Genomic DNA, 21,439 nt, shown 5'->3' with positions numbered 1-21,439 from the left:
GCGATTTTTCCCTTTGGGACTATTCCCAATTAACTTTGCCGCCGCCTCGTTTAAAGTAAATTCTGGCCAGATTTACCTTCAACGCATTATTTCCTGCCTATATTCACCCGAGCAGAGTTTCCCTACCCTGCCCAGGTGATAATCAGCGATTAATAATCTTTCAGGATGTCCTGCAACGGCGCCATTAATAAATCGCCGCGCCAGCCGCTGATTAATTCAGGGCGACTTTCGCCGTCCTTCAGTTTCCAATGCCAGTTCAGCAATTGGTTAATTTGGCGACGGGATGCCAGCAGCTCGCTGCTCAACCCGCTTTGCTCGCTGACGGTAGCGATCGCCGCCTTGATGTCTTTGAACACCTTCTTGTAGCCCGGCTGATCGATAAGGTTGGCCAACGGCGCCGGTAACTCGGACTCCTCCAGCGCTTCGGCCTCCGCCACCAGCGCCAGCAGCGTTTTGCCGTGATAACGGATCTCCGGCCCGCTCAGCCCCAGAGAATCCAGTTCTCCCAGCGAAGACGGCATATAGCGCGCCACCTGCCACAGGTTCTCCTCACGCACCACGAAGTTCACCGCCAGATCGCGCTCACGCGCCTGGCGCAGCCGCCATTCCGCCAACTTCTGCAAACAACCGAGCTGACGCGGGCGCAGCTGCCAGGCATTGCTGATTTCGCGGTAGGCGACTTCCGGCGCCAGCGCCTCGCTACGGCGTTGACACAGCAGCAGGCACTCATTATTGGCCGCCGCGGTCCAACCGGCCTCTTCGGTCTCCTGCACCAGCTGTTTAGCCATCGGCAGCAGATAGAACACGTCGGCGGCCGCGTACACGCATTGCCTTTCGGTCAGCGGGCGCGCCAGCCAGTCGGTGCGCGACTCGCTCTTGTCCAGCTCAACCTTCATGTACTCCGCCACCAGCGTCGCGAAGCCGCAGGAGAGCGGCCGGCCGGTAAAGGCCGCCAGGATCTGGGTATCGACCATCGGCGTCGGCAGCGTTTTAAAGGCGTTGAGAAACACTTCGAGATCTTCACTGCCGGCATGCAGGAACTTCACCACGGCGGTGTCGGCCAGCAGGTCGACAAACGGCTGCCATTGCTTGATCGGGAGAGGATCGATAAGGGAGAGTTGTTCACCGTCGTAGAGCTGGATCAGGCCCAACTGCGGATAGTAGGTGCGCGTTCTGACAAACTCGGTGTCCAGCGCAATCTGGGCATGCTTTCTCGCCTGCTCGCAGACCTGCTGCAATCCGGCATCGGTAGTGATCAACTGATAATTCAAAACATCATTCTCTTGTAGGATTCAAACACAACAACGCCGGCATTCACCGGCGTTGTTGATAGTCAGGCGCGAGAGCGACGCCTAGGCGGCATCGGCCGGCTTCGGCGTTTTTAACTCATCGCGCAGTTCTCGCCGCAAAATCTTGCCGACGTTAGACTTCGGCAGTTCATCGCGGAACTCAACAATTTTAGGCACTTTATACCCGGTCAGGTGCCGACGGCAATGGGTCAACAGCTCTTCCTTGGTCAGCGAGGCGTCTTTCTTCACCACGCAGATCTTCACCGTTTCGCCAGAGGCCTCGCTGGGCACGCCGATCGCCGCACATTCCAGCACTTTCGGATGCTGGCTGACCACATCCTCGATCTCGTTCGGGTAAACGTTGAAACCGGAGACCAGGATCATGTCTTTCTTGCGATCAACGATGCGCACAAACCCCTGCTCGTCCACGGTCACCACATCACCGGTCGCCAACCAGCCGTCTTTCAGCACTTCGTCGGTGGCTTCCGGGCGCTGCCAATAGCCTAACATAACTTGCGGCCCTTTGACCCACAGTTCGCCCGGTTCGCCCGGCGGCACATCGTGGCCATTGTCGTCCACCAACCGAATGTCCGTCGACGGCACCGGCAGGCCGATGCTGCCGCTGTAGTGTTTCAGATCGTAAGGGTTACCGGCCACCAGCGGCGCGCACTCCGTCAGGCCATAGCCTTCCAGCAGGTGTTTACCGGTAGTTTTTTCCCACTTCTCGGCCACCGCTTTTTGCACCGACATGCCGCCGCCGACCGAGAAACGCAGCGTAGAGAAATCGAGCTTGTGGAACTCTTCATTGTTCAGCAACGCATTGAACAAGGTATTCACCCCGCTCATGGCGGTGAACGGGTATTTACCCAACTCCTTCACCAGCCCCGGAATATCGCGCGGGTTGGTGATCAGCAAATTGCGCCCGCCCAGATCGATAAACAGCAGGCAGTTCACCGTCAGCGCGAAAATGTGATAAAGCGGCAACGCCGTCACCACCAGTTCCTGCCCTTCGCGGAACAGCGGCGAATAGGCGGCTTTGGCCTGCTCGAGGTTGGCCTGCATATTGCGGTGCGTCAGCATCGCGCCCTTCGCCACACCGGTGGTGCCGCCCGTGTATTGCAGGAAGGCCAGATCGGCATTAATGATGTCCGGTTTTACATATTGCAGACGGCGGCCGCGCTGCAGCGCGCTGCGGAATGAAATGGCATCCGGCAGGTTGTATTTGGGCACCAGGCGCTTGACGTATTTAACCACGAAGTTGACCAGCGTGCCTTTGGCGGCCGACAGCTGATCGCCCATGCGCGTCAGGATCACGTGCTTGACCTGAGTGTTGAACACCACTTTTTCCAGCGTATGGGCAAAGTTGGAGACGATGACGATGGCGCTGGCGCCGCTGTCGTTCAACTGGTGTTCCAGCTCTCGCGGGGTATACAACGGGTTGACGTTGACCACCACCATGCCGGCGCGCAGAATGCCGAACAGGGCGATGGGGTATTGCAACAGGTTAGGCATCATCAGCGCGACGCGGTCGCCCTTCTTCAGGCCCAGTTCATTTTGCAGGTAAGCCGCGAAAGCCCGGCTGCGTTCTTCCAGTTTGCGGAAGGTCATCACCTCGCCCATATTGATAAAGGCGGGCTGATCGGCATAGCGCTGCACGGCATGCTCAAACATTTCGATCAACGACGAATAGCGATCGGCATCAATCTCTGCGGGCACATCTGCCGGATACCGTTTTAACCAGACCTTATCCAAGGTATTACTCCTGAAATCATTACTAATTATCATCGCAGCCCTCAAACTCGCAGCCTAACCATAACAATATTTTAACTCAGCAGACCAGTTCGGGTTTTAAACATTATTCAGGTTGCGATGTACGTCACTAATTGTCGGATATTCCTTATCCCAAAAAACAAAAGGGCGGCCTGAGCCGCCCTGTCAAATGTGTTCACATCAAGCGTATGCTACTCGGTTACGATGGTTTGCACCTGTGCCGGGCCAGGGTTATACCAGCCATAGCCTGCGCCCCAACCGGGTCCCCACGGACCTCCGCGCCAGCCCCAGGGGCCCATTGGCGCAGGCGGCATCACCACCTGCTGCACCAGATGCCAACGTTTGAAACCGGTCACGTTCATCGTCACGAAGCGATACGGCGTCATGCCGATTCGCCCCTCTTTCAGGCCGGTAATGGCGCCGACGACGGTCACCAGCTGGCCTTTGAAATCGACCGGTTCGAGGAAGCCGTTTACCGTGGCCAGCAAGCGGCCGCGCGACGGTTCGCCCAGTATCGGCCGCGCACCGCTGTCGAGCGGCACCGCCGCAATCTCCAGCACCGTGCGCCCTTGTTCGTTGGCGACGTTTACCACGGTGCCGCCGAAACGGGCTTCCGCGCCGGTAAACAGGTTGGGCGCATTTTGTACCGAGGAAAGCTGAGTCACCGGCGAAGGGCTGGAGCCTTTGATCGCATCCGGTACGGTGACGCACCCGGATAAAACCAGCGCGCCGCAGGCGACGGCCAGCAGCGACAGCTTTTTACTTGCAGTGCGGATTAACATGGTCGCAATCTCCTGAAATGGCTGTAACTTTGACCGCGTTTCATCGTTCAAGTTGCAGCCCCTCATCGCCCGGCATCAACATCAGCACAATACGCCGCGATCAGTCGCGGCCCGGCAGTTTTTTCCAGGTGACTTCATTGCGCAGATAGGTCGGCTCGGCGTTTTCCACCGCTACCGCCAGCCCTTCTTGCCAGGCTTGCAGCGCCAGCGGCAGCATGTCTTGCGCCTGCGGCAACAGCATTTGGCCGTCACGTAGGCTCAACGCGGAACCCTTGACCAAGTCGGGGTAGGTTTGCCACCCGGTGCCAACATGGGCCCATTCGCCCTGCAGGCGCTGCGCACGCTCCAGCGCCTGCGCTGGCGACAGCACGGCCTCGCCTTCGCTTTCCAACCAGCTGCCGTCCGCCTGGCGCTCGAACTGCCCCCAGTAAACTTCACCCATGCGCGCATCGATCGCCGCCAGCACGCGCTCCGCGCCGCTGACGCGCCAGGCGCCCTGCGCCATGGTTTGCAGCGTGGAAACGCCTATCATCGGCAGATCGGCGCCCAGCGCCAGGCCTTGAGCGATGCCGATACCGATGCGCACCCCGGTAAAGCTGCCGGGGCCGCGACCGAAGGCCAGCGCATCGAGCTGGTTGAGCGCCAGACCGGTTTCCGCCAGCACCTGCTGCACCATAGGTAAAATTCGTTGCGTATGCTCACGTGGGCACAGCTCAAACAGGGCGTGGGTTTCGCCTTGATTCCAGACGGCGACGGAACAGGCTTCCGTCGCGGTATCGATCGCTAAAATTCGCGTGGACATGCCAACCTCTGGCGGGAATAAAACTGGGTTTTTCATACAGGGCGCGCATTGTAGCACAGCCCCGTAAGCCCTTCATCTTTCACGTGGCCGACGCATCGGCGGCCTGCAGGAAGGCGATGGCCTGCTTCAGATCGCGGGTACGCGGCGTGGGCGGCAAGCTATTGAGGAACACCTCGCCGTAAGGGCGCATCACCAGACGGTTATCGCAAATCACCAGCACGCCGCGATCGTCGGTGTCGCGGATCAAACGGCCGACGCCCTGTTTCAGGGTGATGACCGCATCCGGCAACTGCACGTCATTGAACGGGTCGCCGCCGCGCAGGCGGCAATCTTCAATGCGCGCCTTCAGCAGCGGATCGTCCGGTGAAGTGAACGGCAGCTTATCGATGATGACGCAGGACAGCGCATCGCCGCGCACGTCCACCCCTTCCCAGAAGCTGCTGGTCGCCACCAGCAGCGCGTTACCGGCGGCGACGAACTGCGCGAGCAGTTGCCCTTTGCTGGTTTCCCCTTGCAACAGCACCGGCAGCGTCATCGTGGCGCGGAACTCTTCCGCCAACTCGCGCATCATCTGGTGCGAGGTGCATAAGAAGAAGCAGCGGCCGTTGTTGGCTTCGATTAATGGCCGCAGCATGCGCGCCAGCTGGCGCGCCCCGCCGGGCTGATTCGGCGAAGGCAAAAAGCGTGGCACGCACAGCAACGCCTGTTTGGCATAGTCGAACGGGCTCGGCAGCAGCAGCGTTTTGGCCTTGGTCAGCCCCAGCCGTTCGGTGAAGTGGCCCAGCTGATCGTTGACCGACAGCGTGGCCGAGGTAAAGATCCAGCTGCCCGGCTTCTCGTCCAGCATTTCACGGAACCGGTCGGCCACCGTCAACGGCGTCAGCGCCAGCACGAAGTGGCGCGAATTGCACTCATACCAATAGCTGTAGCCCGGTTCCGTCACCGCCTTGAGGCGTTTGAGGCGCGCGCGGTACAGCGTGGCGCGCTCAAAGGCGGCGTCCAACAGCGCCGAACGCCCCAGCGACAGCTTCATCACGTCATAACACAGCTCCAGCGCATCATCGAGCAGCAACAGAGCGCGCTGCACGTTGGGTTCGCCGAGCACGTCACGCAGATTGCCGCGGAACCCCGGCTCTCCCAGATTCAGGCGAAAATCTTGCGTACTCAGGCTGAGACGGTCGGCGCTTTTTTGCAGTTGAGCGGCATCGCGCACCTCGGTGCGGTAGGCGATGGTGATATCCTTCGCCAGATCCAGCAGCTGGCGGCTGGTGAGCTGCTGGCCGAAATACTGGCTGGCGATGTCGGGGATTTGGTGCGCCTCGTCGAAAATCATCACCTCGGCTTCCGGGATCAGCTCGGCGAAACCCCCCTCTTTCACCACCATATCCGCCAGGAACAGGTGATGGTTCACCACCACCACATCCGCATCCATCGCACGGCGGCGCGCCTTGACCACGAAGCAATCCTGATACAGCGGGCAATCGCTGCCCAGGCAGTTGTCATTGGTGCTGGTCACCAATGGCCAAACGAAACTGTCTTCCGCCACTTCGCTGCAGGTGCTGATGTCGCCTTCTTTGGTCTGTGACGACCACTTGCGCAGCTGCACCAAATCGATCAGCGTCTGCCCCGCCAGTTCGCCGCCGGCCATCGACTGCTGCTCCAGCCGCTCCAGGCACAGGTAGTTGGAGCGCCCCTTCAGCAGCGCCAGCTTGCCTTTGTACTTCAACGCCTTGGCGACGGTGGGCAGATCGCGCGCATACAGCTGATCCTGCAACGCTTTCGAACCGGTCGAGATGATCACTTTGCGATCGGCGCGCAGCGCCGGCGCCAGATAAGCGAAGGTTTTGCCGGTGCCGGTGCCGGCTTCCACCACCAGCTCCTGCTTGAAATTGATCGCCTCGGTGACGGCTTGCGCCATCTGCCGCTGCGGCTCACGCGGTTTGAATCCCTTGATAGCCTGCGCCAATGCGCCGTCTGTTGCAAAATCGTCTGTCACGCTGTCTCTCTGCCGGTGTCATTCAGCGGTGATTATGCCAAGCCTGCCGCCCGGCTACCACCCACTTTATCGCCGCGCTTTTTCATCACCGGCTGTGCTACCCTTAGCGGGACTATGATATGGAGATAAGCAAATGAATATCGAAAGAATTGATCCCGATCAGCGCTGGTCCGAAGCCGTGGTGCACAACGAAACCGTTTACTACACCAGCGTGCCGGAGAACCTGGATGATGACGCGACCGCGCAGACCGCCAACGCCCTCGCCGCCATCGACGTGCTGCTGGCGCGCGTAGGCTCGGACAAAAGCCGTATTCTGGATGCCACCATTTTCCTGGCCAATACCGCCGACTTCGCCGCGATGAACGCCGCCTGGGACGCCTGGGTCGTTGCCGGCAGCGCGCCGGTGCGCTGCACCGTGCAGGCTCAGCTGATGAATCCGAAGTACAAGGTGGAAATCAAAATCATCGCCGCGCTGTAAGCCACGCGCAGACGAAAAAAAACCGCAGACGGCAACGCCTGCGGTTTTTTATTGCCCGCTATCAGGACAGTTTGAGGATCACCATCCCCGTCAACAGCAGCGCCAGGCCAATCCAGCCTTTGGCGTTCAACCGCTGGCCGAACATGATCCAGCCTGCGGCGATGGTGGCGGCGATGCCGAAACCGCCCCACAACGCGTAAGCGATTGACAGATCGATGCCCTTCACCGCCTGCGCCAGGGCGCTGAACGCACCGAGCACCGACAGCAGCGACAGCAATCCCAGCCAAATTTTACGGAAACCGTCCGACATCTTCAGGAAGATGTTGGCGATGATTTCCAGCACGATGGCCAATCCCAGGAACCCAATGTGGTACAACTCAAACTGTTGCATGGTTGTCACCTCGCGGGCTGACCTGTTTTCGCTCTTTGCGGGTACCGGATTTCACCAGCATGATACCGGCGATCAGCGTAGCCAGACCCAGTACCTTCAGCGCCGAAATGGGCTCGTCGAACCACAGCACGCTGAACAGGGTAATGAACAGAATGCCGATGCCTTCCCACAGCGCATAAGCCACGCCCAACGCCACGCGTTTTACCGCTACTGACAGCAACACATAAGACGCGGTGATCATCACGTACATCACGATATGCCCGATCATGCCGCCATTGACACTGGCGTATTTCATCGACAAGGTGCCGATGATTTCGGTCATGATGGCCAAACCTAAAAAGATCCAATAAATCATAATTTTTCTCCCAAACGGCGAATAACGCGCGCCAAGGCATATTTATCCCGATTTATCTCGTCGAACGGCCGCAGTACGGCGCGCAAGACGCAGAGATCCCTGGGGATAAACTGACCCAAACGCAAAAAGAATGTTTGCCCGGCTGAACGGTAGAGCGAAGGCGTAAGCCCGCTACCAGCACCGGTTAAGGGAGAAAGACGCTATAGTTCGCTGCACCAGTGATGCTCACTGGCAAGGATCGCAGACAGGAAGAGTTGGCACGTAGAGGTTCTGAGGGTAGTTCCGTTAATAGTCATCATAATAGTTCTCTATTATCAGCCGCACACCGTGCGATTTGCCCAATATCCTCATAAAAGTAAAATTTTCAACTGAGATATTTTTACCACAGCCAAAATAAGAAAGCAAACTGCCGTTTTCATAAAAAAGCAGAAAAAAACGGGTTAAAAATAAGAAAGTTAATCACGATAAAAATTAAAAAAGGCCCAACGGAGCGTTGAGCCTTGCGGTATTCGCGGGTGCGCAAATAAGCGCCAACCCCAGGCCTGGTGCGGGTTACAACGCGGCGCCGCTGACGGCGCTGCGCGCCAGTTCAGTGATGCGCGCATAGTCGCCTTTTTCGAGCGCGTCCGCCGGCACCAGCCAGGAACCGCCGATGCAAAGCACGCTTTTCAGCGCCAGATAATCGCGGTAATTGTTCGGCGTAATGCCGCCGGTCGGGCAAAAGCGCACCCGCGGGAACGGGCCGCCGATCGCCTGCAGCGCCTTCACGCCGCCGTTGGCTTCCGCCGGGAAGAATTTGAATTCGCGCAGGCCGTAATCCATGCCCAGCATCAGTTCAGATACGGTGCTGATGCCCGGGATCAACGGGATTGACCCCGCCGTCGCCGCCTGCAGCAAGGCTTCGGTCAGCCCCGGGCTGATGGCGAACTGCGCCCCCGCTTCGGTCACCTGCCGCAGTTGCTGCGGGTTGATCACCGTACCGGCGCCAATGATCGCCTCCGGCACCTCTTTGGCGATAGCGCGGATAGACTCCAGCCCGCAGGCGGTGCGCAACGTCACCTCCAATACCCGCACGCCGCCGGCAACCAGCGCTTTCGCCAGCGGCACCGCCTGCTCCAGCTTGTTGATCACGATAACAGGCACCACCGGCCCCGCCGTCAGGATCTGCTCGGCGCTGGTTTTCCAGTTTTTCATCGTTATTTCTCCATTACTCGCGGTTAACAATGGCACGCCCCTGCCACAGGGCTCCGCATGCGCGGACGTCCGGCCGTACCGTAAGTGATGTGGCCCACGCGCAGATCGCAGGCAAAAAAAAGCCGGCAGACAGGCCGCCGGCATTACGTATTATTCGAACTCGTTCCAGGAGCGGCCGTCACGGGTGATCATCGCCACCGAGGCCACCGGCCCCCAGGTGCCCGCCTGATAAGGCTTAGGCGCCTCGTTGTCGGCTTTCCATGCGTCCATGATGGAGTCGACCCACTTCCAGGCTTCTTCCACTTCATCGCGGCGCACGAACAGCGCCTGAATGCCGCGCATGGTCTCCAGCAGCAGGCGCTCGTAGGCGTCCGCCACGTGCTCCTGGTTGAAGGTTTCCGAGAAGCTCAGGTCCAGCTTGGTGGTCTGCAGACGGTGCTTGTGATCCAGCCCCGGCACCTTGTTCAGCACCTGAATTTCGATGCCTTCGTCCGGCTGCAGACGGATGGTCAGCTTGTTCTGCGGCAACTGCTGGTAAGAATCGCTGAACAGGTTCAGCGGCGGGTTTTTGAAGTACACCACCACTTCCGAACATTTGGTCGGCAGACGTTTACCGGTACGCAGGTAGAACGGCACTCCGGCCCACTGCCAGTTGTCGATATCCACGCGGATAGAGACGAAGGTTTCGGTGCTGCTGCTCTTGTTCGCCCCTTCCTCTTCCAGATAACCCGGCACTTTCTTGCCCTGGACGAAGCCGGCGGTGTACTGACCGCGCACGGTGGTTTCCCGGACATTGGTCTGATCGATGCGGCGCAGTGAGCGCAGCACCTTGACCTTCTCGTCGCGGATGCGGTCGGTCGTCAGATCCGCCGGCGGCGACATGGCGATCATGGTCAGGATCTGCAGCAGGTGGTTCTGGATCATGTCGCGCATCTGGCCGGCCTGGTCGAAATAGCCCCAGCGCCCTTCAATGCCCACCTCTTCCGCCACGGTGATCTGCACCGAATCGATGGTGCGGTTATCCCAGTTGGATGCGAACAGCGAGTTGGCAAAACGCAGCGCCAACAGGTTCAGCACCGTCTCTTTGCCGAGGTAGTGGTCGATGCGATAGACCTGGGACTCATTGAAGAACTCCGCCACCTGATCGTTGATCACGCGGGAGGACGCCAGATCGGTGCCCAACGGTTTCTCCATCACCACGCGCGCCGGCTCATGGTTCAGCTTGGCTTCGCCCAGCCCTTTGCAGATGGCGCCAAAGGTGCTTGGCGGCATGGCGAAGTAGTTGATGGTGGTGCGGTGCTTCTGATCCAGCATTTTACCCAATTTGGTAAAGTTCTTGCTGTCGTTGACGTCTAGGTTGCAGAAGTCCAGGCGCGCGCTTAGCGTGGCCCAGAGTTCATCATCCAGTTTTTCCTTCATGAAGGTGCCAAGCGCTTCCTTGACCACTTCGGTATAGGCTTGTTTATCCCACTCCGCGCGGCCGACGCCGATGATCCGCGTATCCGGGTGGATGTGTCCGGCTTTCTCTAACTGGTACAGGGAAGGCAGCAGCTTACGGCGCGCCAAATCACCTTTCGCGCCGAAAATAACCAGGTCACACGCCTGGGCTGTAGAGGTTACCGCCATGTTCATCTCCTCGTTGCAGGATATTTGTAATTTTCTTACATTACTAATGTACTCTGTTTGACTACGGCCAGCAAACCCGGAGCAAAGCAGAAAAAAAGGCCTCAAGATTCCAGTGGAAAGCGCCAATCTACGCCAACGCCCTCACCACGGGCAAAACTGTAATTTTTCGTCTTTTTTGACGCTCTGTTACCATTATGAAAGTTAGACACAGGTCATATTCTGGTGAAAAAACCCTGCATACGCCGTGTCGAGACTGCCAACGGTTACCAGCACGTAGTATATTTTCACTAAACCGGCATTGATTTCTCCTTTGTTTGAAATCGACATACCCTATCGATTCCAGGTTACAGCCGCTCGTTTGGCGTCTGCTTGCACGGCGAACACGGGCGAAATTCGACGCTGTTGCTTGAAAGCCACAGGGATAAAACCATGAGTGACTCTCGTTATATGAATACGCTGGACAAAATCCAGAGCCATCTGGAACGCCTGAGCAAATCTGAAAGGAAAGTCGCCGAGGTGATCCTGGCCTCCCCGCAGACCGCCATTCACTCCAGCATCGCCACGCTGGCGCGCATGGCCGACGTCAGCGAACCTACCGTCAACCGCTTTTGCCGCCGCCTTGATACCAAAGGCTTTCCCGATTTCAAACTGCATCTCGCCCAAAGCCTGGCTAACGGCACGCCCTACGTAAACCGTAACGTTGAGGAAGATGACAGCGTCGATTCCTATACCAGCAAGATCTTCGAATCGGTAATGGCCAGCCTGGATACAGTAAAGGCAAATTTGGATATTGCCGCAATCAATCGTGCGGTTGACCTGCTCACCCAGGCAAAAAAGATCTCTTTCTTCGGGCTGGGCGCCTCCGCGGCGGTGGCGCACGATGCGATGAACAAATTTTTCCGCTTCAACATTCCGGTGGTCTACTTCGATGACATCGTCATGCAGCGCATGAGCTGCATGAACTCCGGCGAAGGCGACGTGGTGGTGCTGATTTCACACACCGGCCGCACCAAGAATCTGGTGGAGATGGCCCACCTGGCGCGGGAGAACGACGCCACGGTGCTGGCTATCACCTCGCGCGACACCCCGCTCGCCCAGGCGGCGACCCTGGCCCTGCTGCTCGACGTGCCCGAAGACACCGACGTTTACATGCCGATGGTGTCGCGGATCGCGCAATTAACGCTCATTGACGTGCTCGCCACCGGATTTACCTTGCGCCGAGGGGCTAAATTCAGAGATAACTTGAAGCGGGTCAAAGAAGCGCTCAAAGAATCGCGCTTTGATAAAGGCGTGGTCATTCCCAACAGTTTTGATTCGTGACCCGACGAAGAAAAAATCGCCGTTCAACAGACATTTGAATGACGGCATCAGAGGCGGTACCCTGTTAACATGCTCATGCGGGTAACCCGGGTGAAATATCAGTGTTGTAAAATTACATTTCACGCCTGGTTTCGTTATCCGACGTTATCGCAACACCAATATTTGCTTCACCAGTCAACGGAGTAATACATGTCCAGACGGCTCAGAAGAACCAAAATCGTTACCACCCTGGGTCCGGCTACAGACCGCGACAATAATCTGGAAAAGATCATTGCCGCCGGCGCCAACGTAGTTCGGCTTAACTTCTCCCACGGCAGCCCGGAAGATCACCAGGCTCGCGCTGACAAAGTGCGCGAAATCGCTGCCAAACTGGGGCGTCACGTCGCTATCCTCGGCGATCTGCAAGGGCCGAAAATTCGCGTTTCCACCTTCAAGGAAGGCAAAATCTTCCTCAACGTGGGCGATAAATTCCTGCTGGACGCCAACCTGTCAAAAGGCGAAGGCGATAAAGAAAAAGTCGGTATCGACTATAAAGGCCTGCCAGCCGACGTGGTGCCGGGCGACGTCCTGCTGCTCGATGACGGCCGCGTTCAGCTGAAAGTGCTCGAAGTTCAGGGCATGAAAGTGTTTACCGAAGTGACCGTCGGCGGCCCGCTGTCCAACAACAAGGGCATCAACAAACTCGGCGGTGGCCTGTCGGCCGAAGCCCTGACCGAAAAAGACAAGGCGGACATCGTGACCGCCGCCAAGATTGGCGTCGACTACCTGGCGGTCTCCTTCCCGCGTACCGGTGAAGATCTGAACTATGCCCGCCGCCTGGCGCGCGATGCGGGCTGCAACGCCAAGATCGTGTCCAAGGTTGAGCGCGCCGAAGCGGTTTGCACCGACGAAGCGATGGACGACATTATTCTGGCCTCCGACGTGGTGATGGTTGCCCGTGGCGACCTGGGCGTCGAAATCGGCGATCCGGAACTGGTCGGCATTCAGAAGAAACTGATCCGCCGCGCCCGCACTCTGAACCGCGCGGTGATCACCGCGACCCAGATGATGGAGTCGATGATCACCAACCCGATGCCGACCCGCGCCGAAGTCATGGACGTGGCGAACGCCGTGCTGGACGGCACCGACGCCGTCATGCTGTCGGCGGAAACCGCCGCTGGCCAATACCCGGCGGAAACCGTAGCGGCGATGGCGCGCGTTTGTCTGGGCGCCGAGAAGATCCCGAGCATCAACGTTTCCAAACACCGCCTGGACGTACAGTTCGACAACATCGAAGAGGCGATAGCCATGTCTTCGATGTATGCCGCCAACCACCTGAAAGGCGTCACCGCGCTGATCGCCATGACCGAATCCGGCCGCACTGCGCTGATGATGTCGCGCATCAGCTCCGGCCTGCCGATCTTCGCCATGTCGCGCCATGAGCACACGCTGAACCTGACTGCGCTGTATCGCGGCGTGACACCGGTGTATTTCGACAGCCACAAAGACGGCGTGATCGCCGCCAATGAAGCGGTCAATCGCCTGCGCGACAAAGGCTTCCTGGTCTCCGGCGATCTGGTGATCGTCACCCAGGGCGACGTGATGGAAACCGTCGGCACCACCAATACCAGCCGTATTCTGCGCGTCGAGTAATCCACACCGCAGACGACATGCCGGCCGGCTCACGTTGGCCGGCATTTTTTTTGCCCCGGTACCGCCATAAACGACGGAGAACACCATGCTCCACCAACGCAATCCCGCAGCGAGCGGTGATGAGTTCGATCTCGATGGCCACGGCCTGACGCAGCTCGACGCGTCACAGTTAGCCGGCCACGCGCTGCGCAAGGTAAGCCTGTATGATAATCAGTTGGCGGCCATCCCCGCCCCCCTCTTCCGGCACCGCAATCTACAGGTGTTGAACATCTCCTGCAATCAGCTCGACCGCCTGCCGCCGGAGATTGGCCAGTTGCAACAGCTTGAGATGTTCGACTTTGGCCACAATCGCGCAAGCGAACTCCCCGAGGAACTGGGGCAGTTGCACCGGTTGAAATACCTCTATCTGAGCGACAACGGCTTTAGCGATCTGCCGCACTCGCTGGCGCAGCTACAGCAGCTGGTTTACCTCAATGCGACCGACAACCGCCTGGCCGTTTTGCCGCTGGCGATACCGAGGCTGGCGGCGTTGCAGGAGCTGCGTTTATACAACAATCGCATCCGCAGCCTGCCCGGCGAAATCGGGCAGCTGCGCGCGCTGCGCGAACTGCATATCATGCAAAATGCCCTGACCGCGCTGCCGGCGGAAATGGCACAGCTCGGTGAGCTGGAGATACTCGACGCGGCCAACAACGCCATCGCCGAACTGCCGGAAGCCTTCTGCCGGCTGCCGCGGTTGAGCGAGCTGAACCTGCGTTTCAATCAGCTGACGCGCCTGCCGAAAAATATCGGTGAGCTGACGGCGCTGAGAAGCCTGGATCTGCGCGCCAACCGCCTGAGCGACCTGCCGGAAAGCCTCGGCGAACTGAGCCGGCTGCGCAAGCTGGATCTGCGCTGGAATGATTTCACCCACACGCCTAAAATCGTCGACATCCTGCGGGCCCGCGGCTGTATGGTGCACATCTGAAGTGACGCCGGCCGGGGTGTAGCCCGACCGGCGTTAGCGGTAGAAAGGATTAACGATACAGATCGTCGCGCGAGTAGGGTTCAATCTCCCCTTCCTTGCGCGTCTTCAGCAGTTTGAGGATCCAGGTGTACTGCTCCGGATTCGGGCCCACCAGGTTTTCCACTTCTTCATTCATACGGCGGGCAATCCGTGGGTCATCAGCGTCGGCCAGATCGTCCATCGGCTCGCGAATATAGATATCCAGCATGCTGGTTTTGCCGTCGTATACCGGGAACAACGGCACGATCGCCGCACGACACACTTTCATCAACCGCCCGACCGCCGGCAAGGTCGCCTTATAGGTGGCAAAGAAGTCGACAAACTCGCTGTGCTCAGCGCCGTGATCCTGATCGGGCAGATAATAACCCCAATACCCCTGCCGAACTGAACTGATAAACGGTTTGATGCCGTCATTGCGCGCGTGCATGCGGCCGCCGAATTTACGACGCACGGCATTCCACAGGTAGTCGATCAGCTGATTGCGCTGGTTGTGGAACATCGCCGCCATCGGTTGGCCGCGCGCGGCCATCAACATCGCCGGCACATCTACCGCCCAGCCATGAGGCACCAGAAAAATCACGTTGCGCCCTTCCGCCCGGATCTTGTCCAACACCTCTTCACCGTGCCAACGCACGCGCTTGAGCACTTTCTCGGGCTTGGTACAGGCCAATTCCGCCATCAGCACCATCGACTGCGGCGCGCAGGCAAACATCTGGTCGATGATGTGCTCACGGTCGCTTTCCGGCAATTCCGGCAAGCAATACAGCAGGTTGATGCGGGCACGACGGCGCGCGCCTTTCGCCAGCTTGCCGGCCAGTTTGCCGACCGCCCCCAGCACCGGATCGCGCAGACGCGCAGGCACCAGCGAAACGCCGGCCATCAGGCCGGTTCCCAACCACACGCCCCAGTAGCGCGGGTATAAAAAGGCTTTTTGAAACTGCGGGATGAACTCTACGTTCGATTTCTTCTCGTTTTGCATGCACATGCTCTTGGCTTAGCGATTCGGCTAATCATAATTGCCAGCACCGATTTTGCAATTAACAACCGCGAACCGCCCAGATAAAACAGCATCGGCCCGCAATCAGGCCGATGAAATTAGCGGCGCCGAAGCGCCGGAAAAAGGGGGACGTTAATCCAGTTGCAGCTGAGGAACCACTTCCTTCACCTGCGCCAGATAATCGCTGCGGTCTTTGCCGCCCAGCCCTTCGGAACGCGGCAGCTTGGCCGTCAGCGGGTTCACCGCCTGTTGGCCGGTCCACAGTTCAAAGTGCAGGTGCGGCCCGGTGGAGCGGCCGGTGTTGCCGGAGAGCGCAATGCGATCGCCGCGTTTCACCTTCTGCCCTGGTTTCACCAGCAGTTTTTTCAGGTGCATATAACGCGTGGTGTACTGGCGGCCGTGGCGGATCGCCACATAGTTGCCCGCTGCGCCGCTGCGCTTGGCGATCACCACTTCACCGTCGCCGACCGCCAGCACCGGCGTGCCGACCGGCATGGCGAAATCGACGCCCTTGTGCGGCGCCACGCGGCCGGTCACCGGGTTCACGCGGCGCGGGTTGAAGTTGGAGGAGATGCGGAACTGCTTCATGGTCGGGAAACGCATGAAGCCGCGCGCCAGGCCAGAGCCCTGGCGATCGTAGAATTTGCCGTCTTCGGCGCGGATCGCATAGTAATCCTTGCCGCCGGTGCGCAGACGCACGCCCAACAGCTGGCTTTGCGATTTCTTACCGTCGAAATGCTCACGCGACATCAGCACGGAGAACTGGTCGCCTTTGCGCAGCTTGCGGAAATCGAGCTGCCACTGCAACGCCTTGATCACCGCATTGATTTCGTTACGGCTCAGCCCGGCGTCGCCGGCGCTGCTGACGAAGCTGCCGTTGACCCGGCCGCTGATCACGTTGTTGCGCCATTCGCCCTGCTGCGCCTCTTTAGACTCTTTGAAGCTATTGCCGACGCGGTCATAGGTGCGGGTTTCGCGGCGCGAAACTTCCCAGGTCAACTGCTGCAGATCGCCCGCATCGTTCACGGTCCACGACAGCTGTTGGCCGATCTTCAGATTACGCAGATCGCGGTTTTGCGAAGCCAGCAAGGTGACATCCGACATATCGATGCCGTACTGCGTCAGAATGCTGCCAAGGGTGTCACCGGTGGAAACCACATATTCATGCACACCGTCGTCGCCGGCATCTTTCTGATCCAGCTCATCCTGCGGGATTTCGTCATCGGGGGTGGGTTGGTCGGCATCTATCGGTTCACTGGCTTCGGGGAGCAATGACCGCATCTGGCTGGATTCTAACTCGACGCTCTTGGCGATGGGGTTGTGTTCTGGGTGGTAAACAAAAGGCCGCCAAACAGCGACGGCCAATGTGACGACTGTCAGCGACCCCAGCATGACGCGGTGGGGCCGTGGCAGGTTGTTATACGCCAGAGCGATAGTTCGGACTATCTGCTGCACTCGATATTATCCTCATAAGCTTTACTTCAGGCAGCTCACGTACTGGTTTGACAGCTGAGCCAGGAATTTCCCGTAGCTGTCCTTCCCCAGCGCGATGCCGGTGCCCAGCGGGTCCAGCGTTCCGGAACGCACTTTGGTACCCTTGGCGACGGCATTGATTACGGCCGGCCTGAATTGTGGCTCAGCAAAAACGCATACCGCTTTCTGCTCAACCAACTGTGTTCGAATTTGGTGTAGGCGCTGTGCTCCAGGCTGAATTTCGGGATTGACGGTGAAATGGCCCAGCGGACTCAAACCGTAGTGTTTCTCAAAGTAGCCGTAAGCATCATGAAAAACAAAATAACCCTTACCTTGCACAGGCGTAAGCATGTTACCAACATTTTTGTCAGTTTGCGTCAGCAGATTCTCGAACTGGCGCAGGTTTGCGTCTAATTTGTCCTTATTTTGCGGCATAAGTTCCAACAATCTGTCGTGAATCGCGATCGCGGTCACTTTTGCTATCTCCGGCGACAGCCAAACGTGCATATTGTACTCGCCGTGATGATGCCCATGATCGTCATCGGCATGGTTATGCGCTTCGCCTGCATGATCATGATCGTCGTCATCTTCGCCTTTCATCAGCAACGGCTTCACCGCCGGCAGTTCGCTGACAGCCAGCTTTCGGGTCGCCGAGATAGGCACCAGCGCCTTGTTCAGGAACGCTTCCATGTCCGGCCCAACCCATAGCACCAGATCAGCGGAACGCAAGCGTTGGATATCCGAAGGACGCAACGCAAAATCGTGCGGCGAAGCGCCGTCCGGCAGCAACACTTCGGTCGGCGTCACGCCGTCGGCGATGGCCGAAGCGATAAAGCCTAATGGGCGAATCGAGGTCACCACCGCAGCGGAAGCGCTGCTCAGCGGGCCGGCCATCAACAGTGCGCTGGCCAACAGCGTACGCTGCAGCCATTTATTTTTCTTTGCCATCATCAGTAATCCCATCGTTTTCATCAACAAGGCGTGATATTATAACATTCGCTTCGTTCTGCAACCTGTAATCTCGAGATGTCTACACTGATAACGCTAAAAAATATCTCCGTCGCCTTCGGCAGCCGCAAGGTGCTGTCGAACATTTCCCTCAGCCTGCAACCCGGCCGTATTCTCACGCTGCTTGGCCCGAACGGCGCGGGCAAATCCACGCTGGTGCGCGTGGTGCTGGGATTGGTCAAACCGACCGCCGGCACGCTGGAGCGTGAGCCCGATCTGCGCATCGGCTATGTGCCGCAAAAGCTGCACCTCGACGCCACCCTGCCGCTGACCGTCAGCCGTTTTATGCGTCTTAAACCTGGCGTAAAGAAAGCCGACATTCTGCCGGCGCTCAAGCGCGTGCACGCCGCCCACCTGCTCGACCAGCCAATGCAAAAGCTCTCCGGCGGTGAAAACCAACGCGTGCTGCTGGCGCGAGCGCTGCTGAACAAACCGCAGCTGCTGGTGCTGGACGAACCCACGCAAGGGGTGGACGTCAACGGCCAGCTGGCGCTGTACGATCTGATCGATCAGCTGCGTAAAGAGCTGGGCTGCGCCGTGCTGATGGTGTCGCACGATCTGCATCTGGTGATGGCGAAAACCGACGAGGTACTGTGCCTCAATCAGCACATCTGCTGCTCCGGCGCGCCGGAGGTGGTGTCGATGCATCCTGAATTCATCGCCATGTTCGGCAACCGCGGCGCAGAGCAACTGGCGGTGTATCGCCACCATCACAATCACCGCCACGATCTGCAGGGAAGAATTGTCTTGAAGAAAACCGGGAGCCGCGAAGCATGATTGAACTGTTACTTCCCGGCTGGCTGGCCGGCGTGTTGTTGGCTAGCGCCGCCGGGCCGCTGGGTTCCTTCGTGGTCTGGCGCCGCATGTCCTACTTCGGCGACACCCTGGCGCACGCCTCGCTGCTCGGCGTCGCCTTTGGTCTGCTGCTGGACATCAATCCCTTCTATGCGGTGATCGCCATTACGCTGCTGTTGGCTTTGGCCCTGGTGTGGCTGGAACGTCGCCCGCAGCTCTCGGTGGATACGCTGCTCGGCATTCTGGCCCACAGCGCCCTGTCGCTGGGGCTGGTGGTGGTGGCGTTGATGTCCAACGTGCGGGTCGATCTGATGGCCTACCTGTTCGGCGATCTGCTGTCGGTCACGCTGAGCGACATCGTGATGATCGCCGGCGGCGTCGCCGTGGTGCTGTTGGTGCTGTGGTGGCAATGGCGCGATCTGCTGTCGATGACCATCAGCCCGGAGCTGGCGCACGTCGATGGCGTCAATTTGGCGCGGGCGCGCACCGTGTTGATGCTGGTCACCGCGTTGACCATCGGCCTGGCGATGAAATTCGTCGGCGCGCTGATCATCACCTCGCTGCTGATCATCCCTGCAGCCACCGCCCGCCGCTTCGCGCGCACGCCGGAACAGATGGCCGGCGTCGCGGTGCTGCTCGGGATGGTGGCCGTCACCGGCGGCCTGACCTTCTCGGCGTTTTACGATACGCCGGCCGGCCCTTCGGTAGTGCTGAGCGCCGCCGTGCTGTTCACGCTGAGCCTGTTCAAAAAACAGCAGGCTTGATTAAAGCCGGGATATGACAAGGGCCGCATCTGCGGCCCTTTCTTATTGGCGGATTAAAAATTTACTCTTCGCGTTCGAGACCAAAGTGCCGGTAGGCATGCTGCGTCGCCAGGCGGCCGCGCGGCGTGCGCTGGATAAAGCCCTGCTGGATCAGGAACGGTTCAATCACGTCTTCGATGGTTTCGCGCTCTTCACCGATCGCCGCCGCCAAGTTGTCCAACCCGACCGGGCCGCCGGTAAACTTGTCGATAATCGCCAGCAGCAGTTTGCGATCCATATAGTCGAAGCCTTCGGCATCGACGTTGAGCATATCAAGCGCCTGCGCCGCCACCGAACCGCTGATCACGCCGTTGGCGCGCACTTCAGCGAAATCACGCACCCGGCGCAACAGGCGGTTGGCGATACGCGGCGTGCCGCGCGCGCGGCGGGCCACTTCATGGGCGCCCTCGTCGGACAGCTCCAGCCCCAGGCACCCGGCGCTGCGCGAGACGATGTGCTGCAGATCCGCCACCTGATAAAACTCCAGCCGCTGGACAATGCCGAAGCGATCGCGTAACGGCGAGGTCAGCGAACCGGCACGGGTGGTGGCTCCCACCAACGTGAACGGCGGCAGATCGAGCTTAATCGAACGCGCCGCCGGCCCTTCACCGATCATGATATCCAGCTGATAGTCTTCCATCGCCGGATACAATACTTCTTCCACCACCGGTGACAAACGGTGAATTTCGTCGATGAACAACACGTCGTGCGGTTCGAGGTTGGTCAGCATCGCCGCCAGATCGCCCGCCTTCTCCAGCACCGGGCCGGAAGTGGTGCGCAGATTCACGCCCATTTCGTTGGCCACGATGTTGGCCAGGGTGGTTTTCCCCAGCCCCGGCGGGCCGAAGATCAGCAGGTGGTCGAGCGCGTCGCCGCGCTGCTTGGCCGCCTGGATGAAGATCTCCATCTGCTCGCGTACGTGCGGCTGACCCACGTATTCGGTCAGCAGCTTGGGACGAATGGCGCGATCGAGGACTTCTTCCTCATTGATCGGTTCGGCGGAGATCAGGCGATCGGCTTCAATCATTATCTACCTCTTAGCGGCCTTACAAAGCAGCGCGCAACGCGTCACGGATCAGGGTCTCGCAGTCGGCACCCGGCTTGGCAATTTTGCTGACCATGCGGCTGGCTTCCTGCGGCTTATAGCCCAGCGCTACCAGCGCCGAGACCGCTTCGGCCTCCGCGTCAGCCTCAGGCGCTTTCTCCGCGGCGGACGGCAGGCTGATCTCGCTGCTGCTGTTGAACAGATCGCCGTTCAGCCCTTTGAAGCGGTCTTTCATCTCGACCACCAGGCGCTCGGCGGTTTTCTTGCCTACGCCCGGCAGCTTGACCAGCGCGGTGATCTCTTCGCGCTCCACCGCGCTGACGAACTGCTGCGCGGACATGCCTGACAGGATGGCGAGCGCCAGTTTCGGCCCGACGCCGTTGACCTTGATCAGCTCGCGGAACAGCGCGCGCTCCTGCTTATCGTTGAAACCGTACAGCAGCTGCGCATCTTCACGCACCACGAAGTGGGTAAACACGATGGCCTCTTGCCCCAGTTCCGGCAGCTCGTAAAAGCAGGTCATCGGCATGTGCACTTCATAACCCACACCGTTCGCCTCCAGTAACACCAGCGGCGGCTGCTTTTCCAGAATATTTCCTCTGAGACGACCTATCATTTACCCTCCTGCAGAATGACCGGGCATGGCGCCCTGCCATGCCGTTGCTGGTAAAGCTTAT

The 21,439-nt window shown here is 59.0% G+C and carries 20 protein-coding genes; 6 read left to right on the top strand and 14 right to left on the bottom strand.

Annotation, left to right across the window (positions count from 1 at the left end; genetic code table 11):
- Positions 1-149: 149 nt before the first annotated feature.
- From rnd to CRO23_RS10235, 5 genes are all read right to left on the bottom strand, one after another.
- A complete protein-coding gene (gene rnd / locus CRO23_RS10255) occupies positions 150-1,271 on the bottom strand; it encodes a ribonuclease D (RefSeq protein WP_016927451.1) in 1,122 nt (373 codons plus the stop codon).
- An 81-nt stretch (positions 1,272-1,352) separates the two neighbouring features.
- A complete protein-coding gene (gene fadD, locus CRO23_RS10250; RefSeq protein ID WP_016927450.1) occupies positions 1,353-3,041 on the bottom strand; it encodes a long-chain-fatty-acid--CoA ligase FadD in 1,689 nt (562 codons plus the stop codon).
- Positions 3,042-3,250: 209 nt separating this feature from the next.
- Positions 3,251-3,841 (bottom strand): Slp family lipoprotein, encoded by a 591-nt coding sequence (locus CRO23_RS10245; RefSeq protein ID WP_016927449.1) that lies wholly within the window; start codon positions 3,839-3,841, stop codon positions 3,251-3,253.
- Positions 3,842-3,941: 100 nt separating this feature from the next.
- Entirely contained in the window at positions 3,942-4,643 is a 702-nt protein-coding gene (tsaB, locus tag CRO23_RS10240) for a tRNA (adenosine(37)-N6)-threonylcarbamoyltransferase complex dimerization subunit type 1 TsaB (RefSeq protein ID WP_049299182.1), read from the bottom strand.
- Between the two features lie 79 nt (positions 4,644-4,722).
- Positions 4,723-6,639: an ATP-dependent DNA helicase gene (locus tag CRO23_RS10235; protein ID WP_028127475.1), complete on the bottom strand. Its 1,917-nt coding sequence runs from the start codon at positions 6,637-6,639 to the stop codon at positions 4,723-4,725.
- A gap of 133 nt (positions 6,640-6,772) precedes the next feature.
- Here CRO23_RS10235 and CRO23_RS10230 point away from each other — a divergent pair, with 133 nt between their 5' ends.
- Positions 6,773-7,117 carry a RidA family protein gene (locus CRO23_RS10230; protein ID WP_015378124.1) on the top strand — a complete coding sequence of 115 codons (345 nt, stop codon included), beginning with the start codon at positions 6,773-6,775 and terminating at the stop codon, positions 7,115-7,117.
- Positions 7,118-7,178: 61 nt separating this feature from the next.
- On the opposite strand, the gene mdtI is transcribed toward CRO23_RS10230, so the two are convergent.
- The 4 genes from mdtI to zwf all read right to left on the bottom strand — a co-directional run bounded on the left by mdtI (position 7,179) and on the right by zwf (position 10,683).
- On the bottom strand, positions 7,179-7,508 hold the full coding sequence (gene mdtI / locus CRO23_RS10225) for a multidrug/spermidine efflux SMR transporter subunit MdtI (protein ID WP_016927446.1): 330 nt from the start codon (positions 7,506-7,508) through the stop codon (positions 7,179-7,181).
- Positions 7,495-7,863: a multidrug/spermidine efflux SMR transporter subunit MdtJ gene (mdtJ, locus tag CRO23_RS10220; RefSeq protein WP_004932327.1), complete on the bottom strand. Its 369-nt coding sequence runs from the start codon at positions 7,861-7,863 to the stop codon at positions 7,495-7,497. The genes mdtI and mdtJ overlap by 14 nt, the downstream gene beginning before the upstream one ends.
- Positions 7,864-8,415: 552 nt before the next feature.
- Entirely contained in the window at positions 8,416-9,057 is a 642-nt protein-coding gene (locus tag CRO23_RS10215) for a bifunctional 4-hydroxy-2-oxoglutarate aldolase/2-dehydro-3-deoxy-phosphogluconate aldolase (protein WP_097101894.1), read from the bottom strand.
- Between the two features lie 150 nt (positions 9,058-9,207).
- Positions 9,208-10,683: a glucose-6-phosphate dehydrogenase gene (zwf, locus tag CRO23_RS10210; protein WP_028127476.1), complete on the bottom strand. Its 1,476-nt coding sequence runs from the start codon at positions 10,681-10,683 to the stop codon at positions 9,208-9,210.
- A gap of 447 nt (positions 10,684-11,130) precedes the next feature.
- Here zwf and CRO23_RS10205 point away from each other — a divergent pair, with 447 nt between their 5' ends.
- The 3 genes from CRO23_RS10205 to CRO23_RS10195 all read left to right on the top strand — a co-directional run bounded on the left by CRO23_RS10205 (position 11,131) and on the right by CRO23_RS10195 (position 14,602).
- Complete coding sequence (locus CRO23_RS10205) at positions 11,131-12,003, top strand: MurR/RpiR family transcriptional regulator (protein ID WP_016927443.1); 873 nt, start codon at positions 11,131-11,133, stop codon at positions 12,001-12,003.
- A gap of 189 nt (positions 12,004-12,192) precedes the next feature.
- Positions 12,193-13,635 carry a pyruvate kinase gene (gene pyk / locus CRO23_RS10200; protein ID WP_004932339.1) on the top strand — a complete coding sequence of 481 codons (1,443 nt, stop codon included), beginning with the start codon at positions 12,193-12,195 and terminating at the stop codon, positions 13,633-13,635.
- Between the two features lie 85 nt (positions 13,636-13,720).
- Complete coding sequence (locus CRO23_RS10195; protein ID WP_097101892.1) at positions 13,721-14,602, top strand: leucine-rich repeat domain-containing protein; 882 nt, start codon at positions 13,721-13,723, stop codon at positions 14,600-14,602.
- Between the two features lie 49 nt (positions 14,603-14,651).
- Here the strand turns inward: CRO23_RS10195 and lpxM are convergent, their stop codons facing one another.
- The 3 genes from lpxM to znuA form a co-directional block, all read right to left on the bottom strand.
- Positions 14,652-15,620, bottom strand: a complete 969-nt coding sequence (lpxM, locus tag CRO23_RS10190; protein ID WP_016927441.1) for a lauroyl-Kdo(2)-lipid IV(A) myristoyltransferase — start codon at positions 15,618-15,620, stop codon at positions 14,652-14,654.
- 150 nt (positions 15,621-15,770) lie between these two features.
- Entirely contained in the window at positions 15,771-17,093 is a 1,323-nt protein-coding gene (mepM, locus tag CRO23_RS10185) for a murein DD-endopeptidase MepM (RefSeq protein ID WP_028127477.1), read from the bottom strand.
- Between the two features lie 21 nt (positions 17,094-17,114).
- The gene (gene znuA, locus CRO23_RS10180) at positions 17,115-18,059 is read right to left on the bottom strand and encodes a zinc ABC transporter substrate-binding protein ZnuA (RefSeq protein WP_097103089.1); all 945 of its coding nucleotides are present in this window, start codon (positions 18,057-18,059) and stop codon (positions 17,115-17,117) included.
- 78 nt (positions 18,060-18,137) lie between these two features.
- Between znuA and znuC the strand changes: the two genes are divergently transcribed.
- Positions 18,138-18,896, top strand: a complete 759-nt coding sequence (gene znuC, locus CRO23_RS10175) for a zinc ABC transporter ATP-binding protein ZnuC (RefSeq protein WP_004932357.1) — start codon at positions 18,138-18,140, stop codon at positions 18,894-18,896.
- Positions 18,893-19,678, top strand: a complete 786-nt coding sequence (gene znuB / locus CRO23_RS10170; protein WP_016927438.1) for a zinc ABC transporter permease subunit ZnuB — start codon at positions 18,893-18,895, stop codon at positions 19,676-19,678. Before znuC ends, znuB begins: the two co-directional genes overlap by 4 nt.
- Before the next feature lie 61 nt (positions 19,679-19,739).
- On the opposite strand, the gene ruvB is transcribed toward znuB, so the two are convergent.
- Positions 19,740-20,744 carry a Holliday junction branch migration DNA helicase RuvB gene (ruvB, locus tag CRO23_RS10165; RefSeq protein ID WP_016927437.1) on the bottom strand — a complete coding sequence of 335 codons (1,005 nt, stop codon included), beginning with the start codon at positions 20,742-20,744 and terminating at the stop codon, positions 19,740-19,742.
- 19 nt (positions 20,745-20,763) lie between these two features.
- Positions 20,764-21,378 (bottom strand): Holliday junction branch migration protein RuvA, encoded by a 615-nt coding sequence (gene ruvA / locus CRO23_RS10160; protein WP_016927436.1) that lies wholly within the window; start codon positions 21,376-21,378, stop codon positions 20,764-20,766.
- Positions 21,379-21,439 lie beyond the last annotated feature (61 nt).

Source organism: Serratia sp. JKS296 (genome assembly GCF_900215445.1).
GTDB classification, from domain to species: Bacteria; Pseudomonadota; Gammaproteobacteria; order Enterobacterales; family Enterobacteriaceae; genus Serratia; species Serratia marcescens.
This window is presented reverse-complemented; position numbering and strand designations above follow the sequence as displayed.

Excerpts from the sequence above, each read along its gene's own strand:
- mdtJ (WP_004932327.1), bottom strand. The coding sequence starts at position 7,863 with ATGATTTATTGGATCTTTTTAGGTTTGGCCATCATGACCGAAATCATC.
- znuB (WP_016927438.1), top strand. The coding sequence starts at position 18,893 with ATGATTGAACTGTTACTTCCCGGCTGGCTGGCCGGCGTGTTGTTGGCT.
- lpxM (WP_016927441.1), bottom strand. The coding sequence starts at position 15,620 with ATGCAAAACGAGAAGAAATCGAACGTAGAGTTCATCCCGCAGTTTCAA.
- tsaB (WP_049299182.1), bottom strand. The coding sequence starts at position 4,643 with ATGTCCACGCGAATTTTAGCGATCGATACCGCGACGGAAGCCTGTTCC.
- znuA (WP_097103089.1), bottom strand. The coding sequence starts at position 18,059 with ATGGCAAAGAAAAATAAATGGCTGCAGCGTACGCTGTTGGCCAGCGCA.
- CRO23_RS10230 (WP_015378124.1), top strand. The coding sequence starts at position 6,773 with ATGAATATCGAAAGAATTGATCCCGATCAGCGCTGGTCCGAAGCCGTG.
- znuC (WP_004932357.1), top strand. The coding sequence starts at position 18,138 with ATGTCTACACTGATAACGCTAAAAAATATCTCCGTCGCCTTCGGCAGC.
- mdtI (WP_016927446.1), bottom strand. The coding sequence starts at position 7,508 with ATGCAACAGTTTGAGTTGTACCACATTGGGTTCCTGGGATTGGCCATC.
- pyk (WP_004932339.1), top strand. The coding sequence starts at position 12,193 with ATGTCCAGACGGCTCAGAAGAACCAAAATCGTTACCACCCTGGGTCCG.
- CRO23_RS10205 (WP_016927443.1), top strand. The coding sequence starts at position 11,131 with ATGAATACGCTGGACAAAATCCAGAGCCATCTGGAACGCCTGAGCAAA.
- zwf (WP_028127476.1), bottom strand. The coding sequence starts at position 10,683 with ATGGCGGTAACCTCTACAGCCCAGGCGTGTGACCTGGTTATTTTCGGC.
- ruvB (WP_016927437.1), bottom strand. The coding sequence starts at position 20,744 with ATGATTGAAGCCGATCGCCTGATCTCCGCCGAACCGATCAATGAGGAA.
- CRO23_RS10245 (WP_016927449.1), bottom strand. The coding sequence starts at position 3,841 with ATGTTAATCCGCACTGCAAGTAAAAAGCTGTCGCTGCTGGCCGTCGCC.
- CRO23_RS10215 (WP_097101894.1), bottom strand. The coding sequence starts at position 9,057 with ATGAAAAACTGGAAAACCAGCGCCGAGCAGATCCTGACGGCGGGGCCG.
- ruvA (WP_016927436.1), bottom strand. The coding sequence starts at position 21,378 with ATGATAGGTCGTCTCAGAGGAAATATTCTGGAAAAGCAGCCGCCGCTG.
- CRO23_RS10195 (WP_097101892.1), top strand. The coding sequence starts at position 13,721 with ATGCTCCACCAACGCAATCCCGCAGCGAGCGGTGATGAGTTCGATCTC.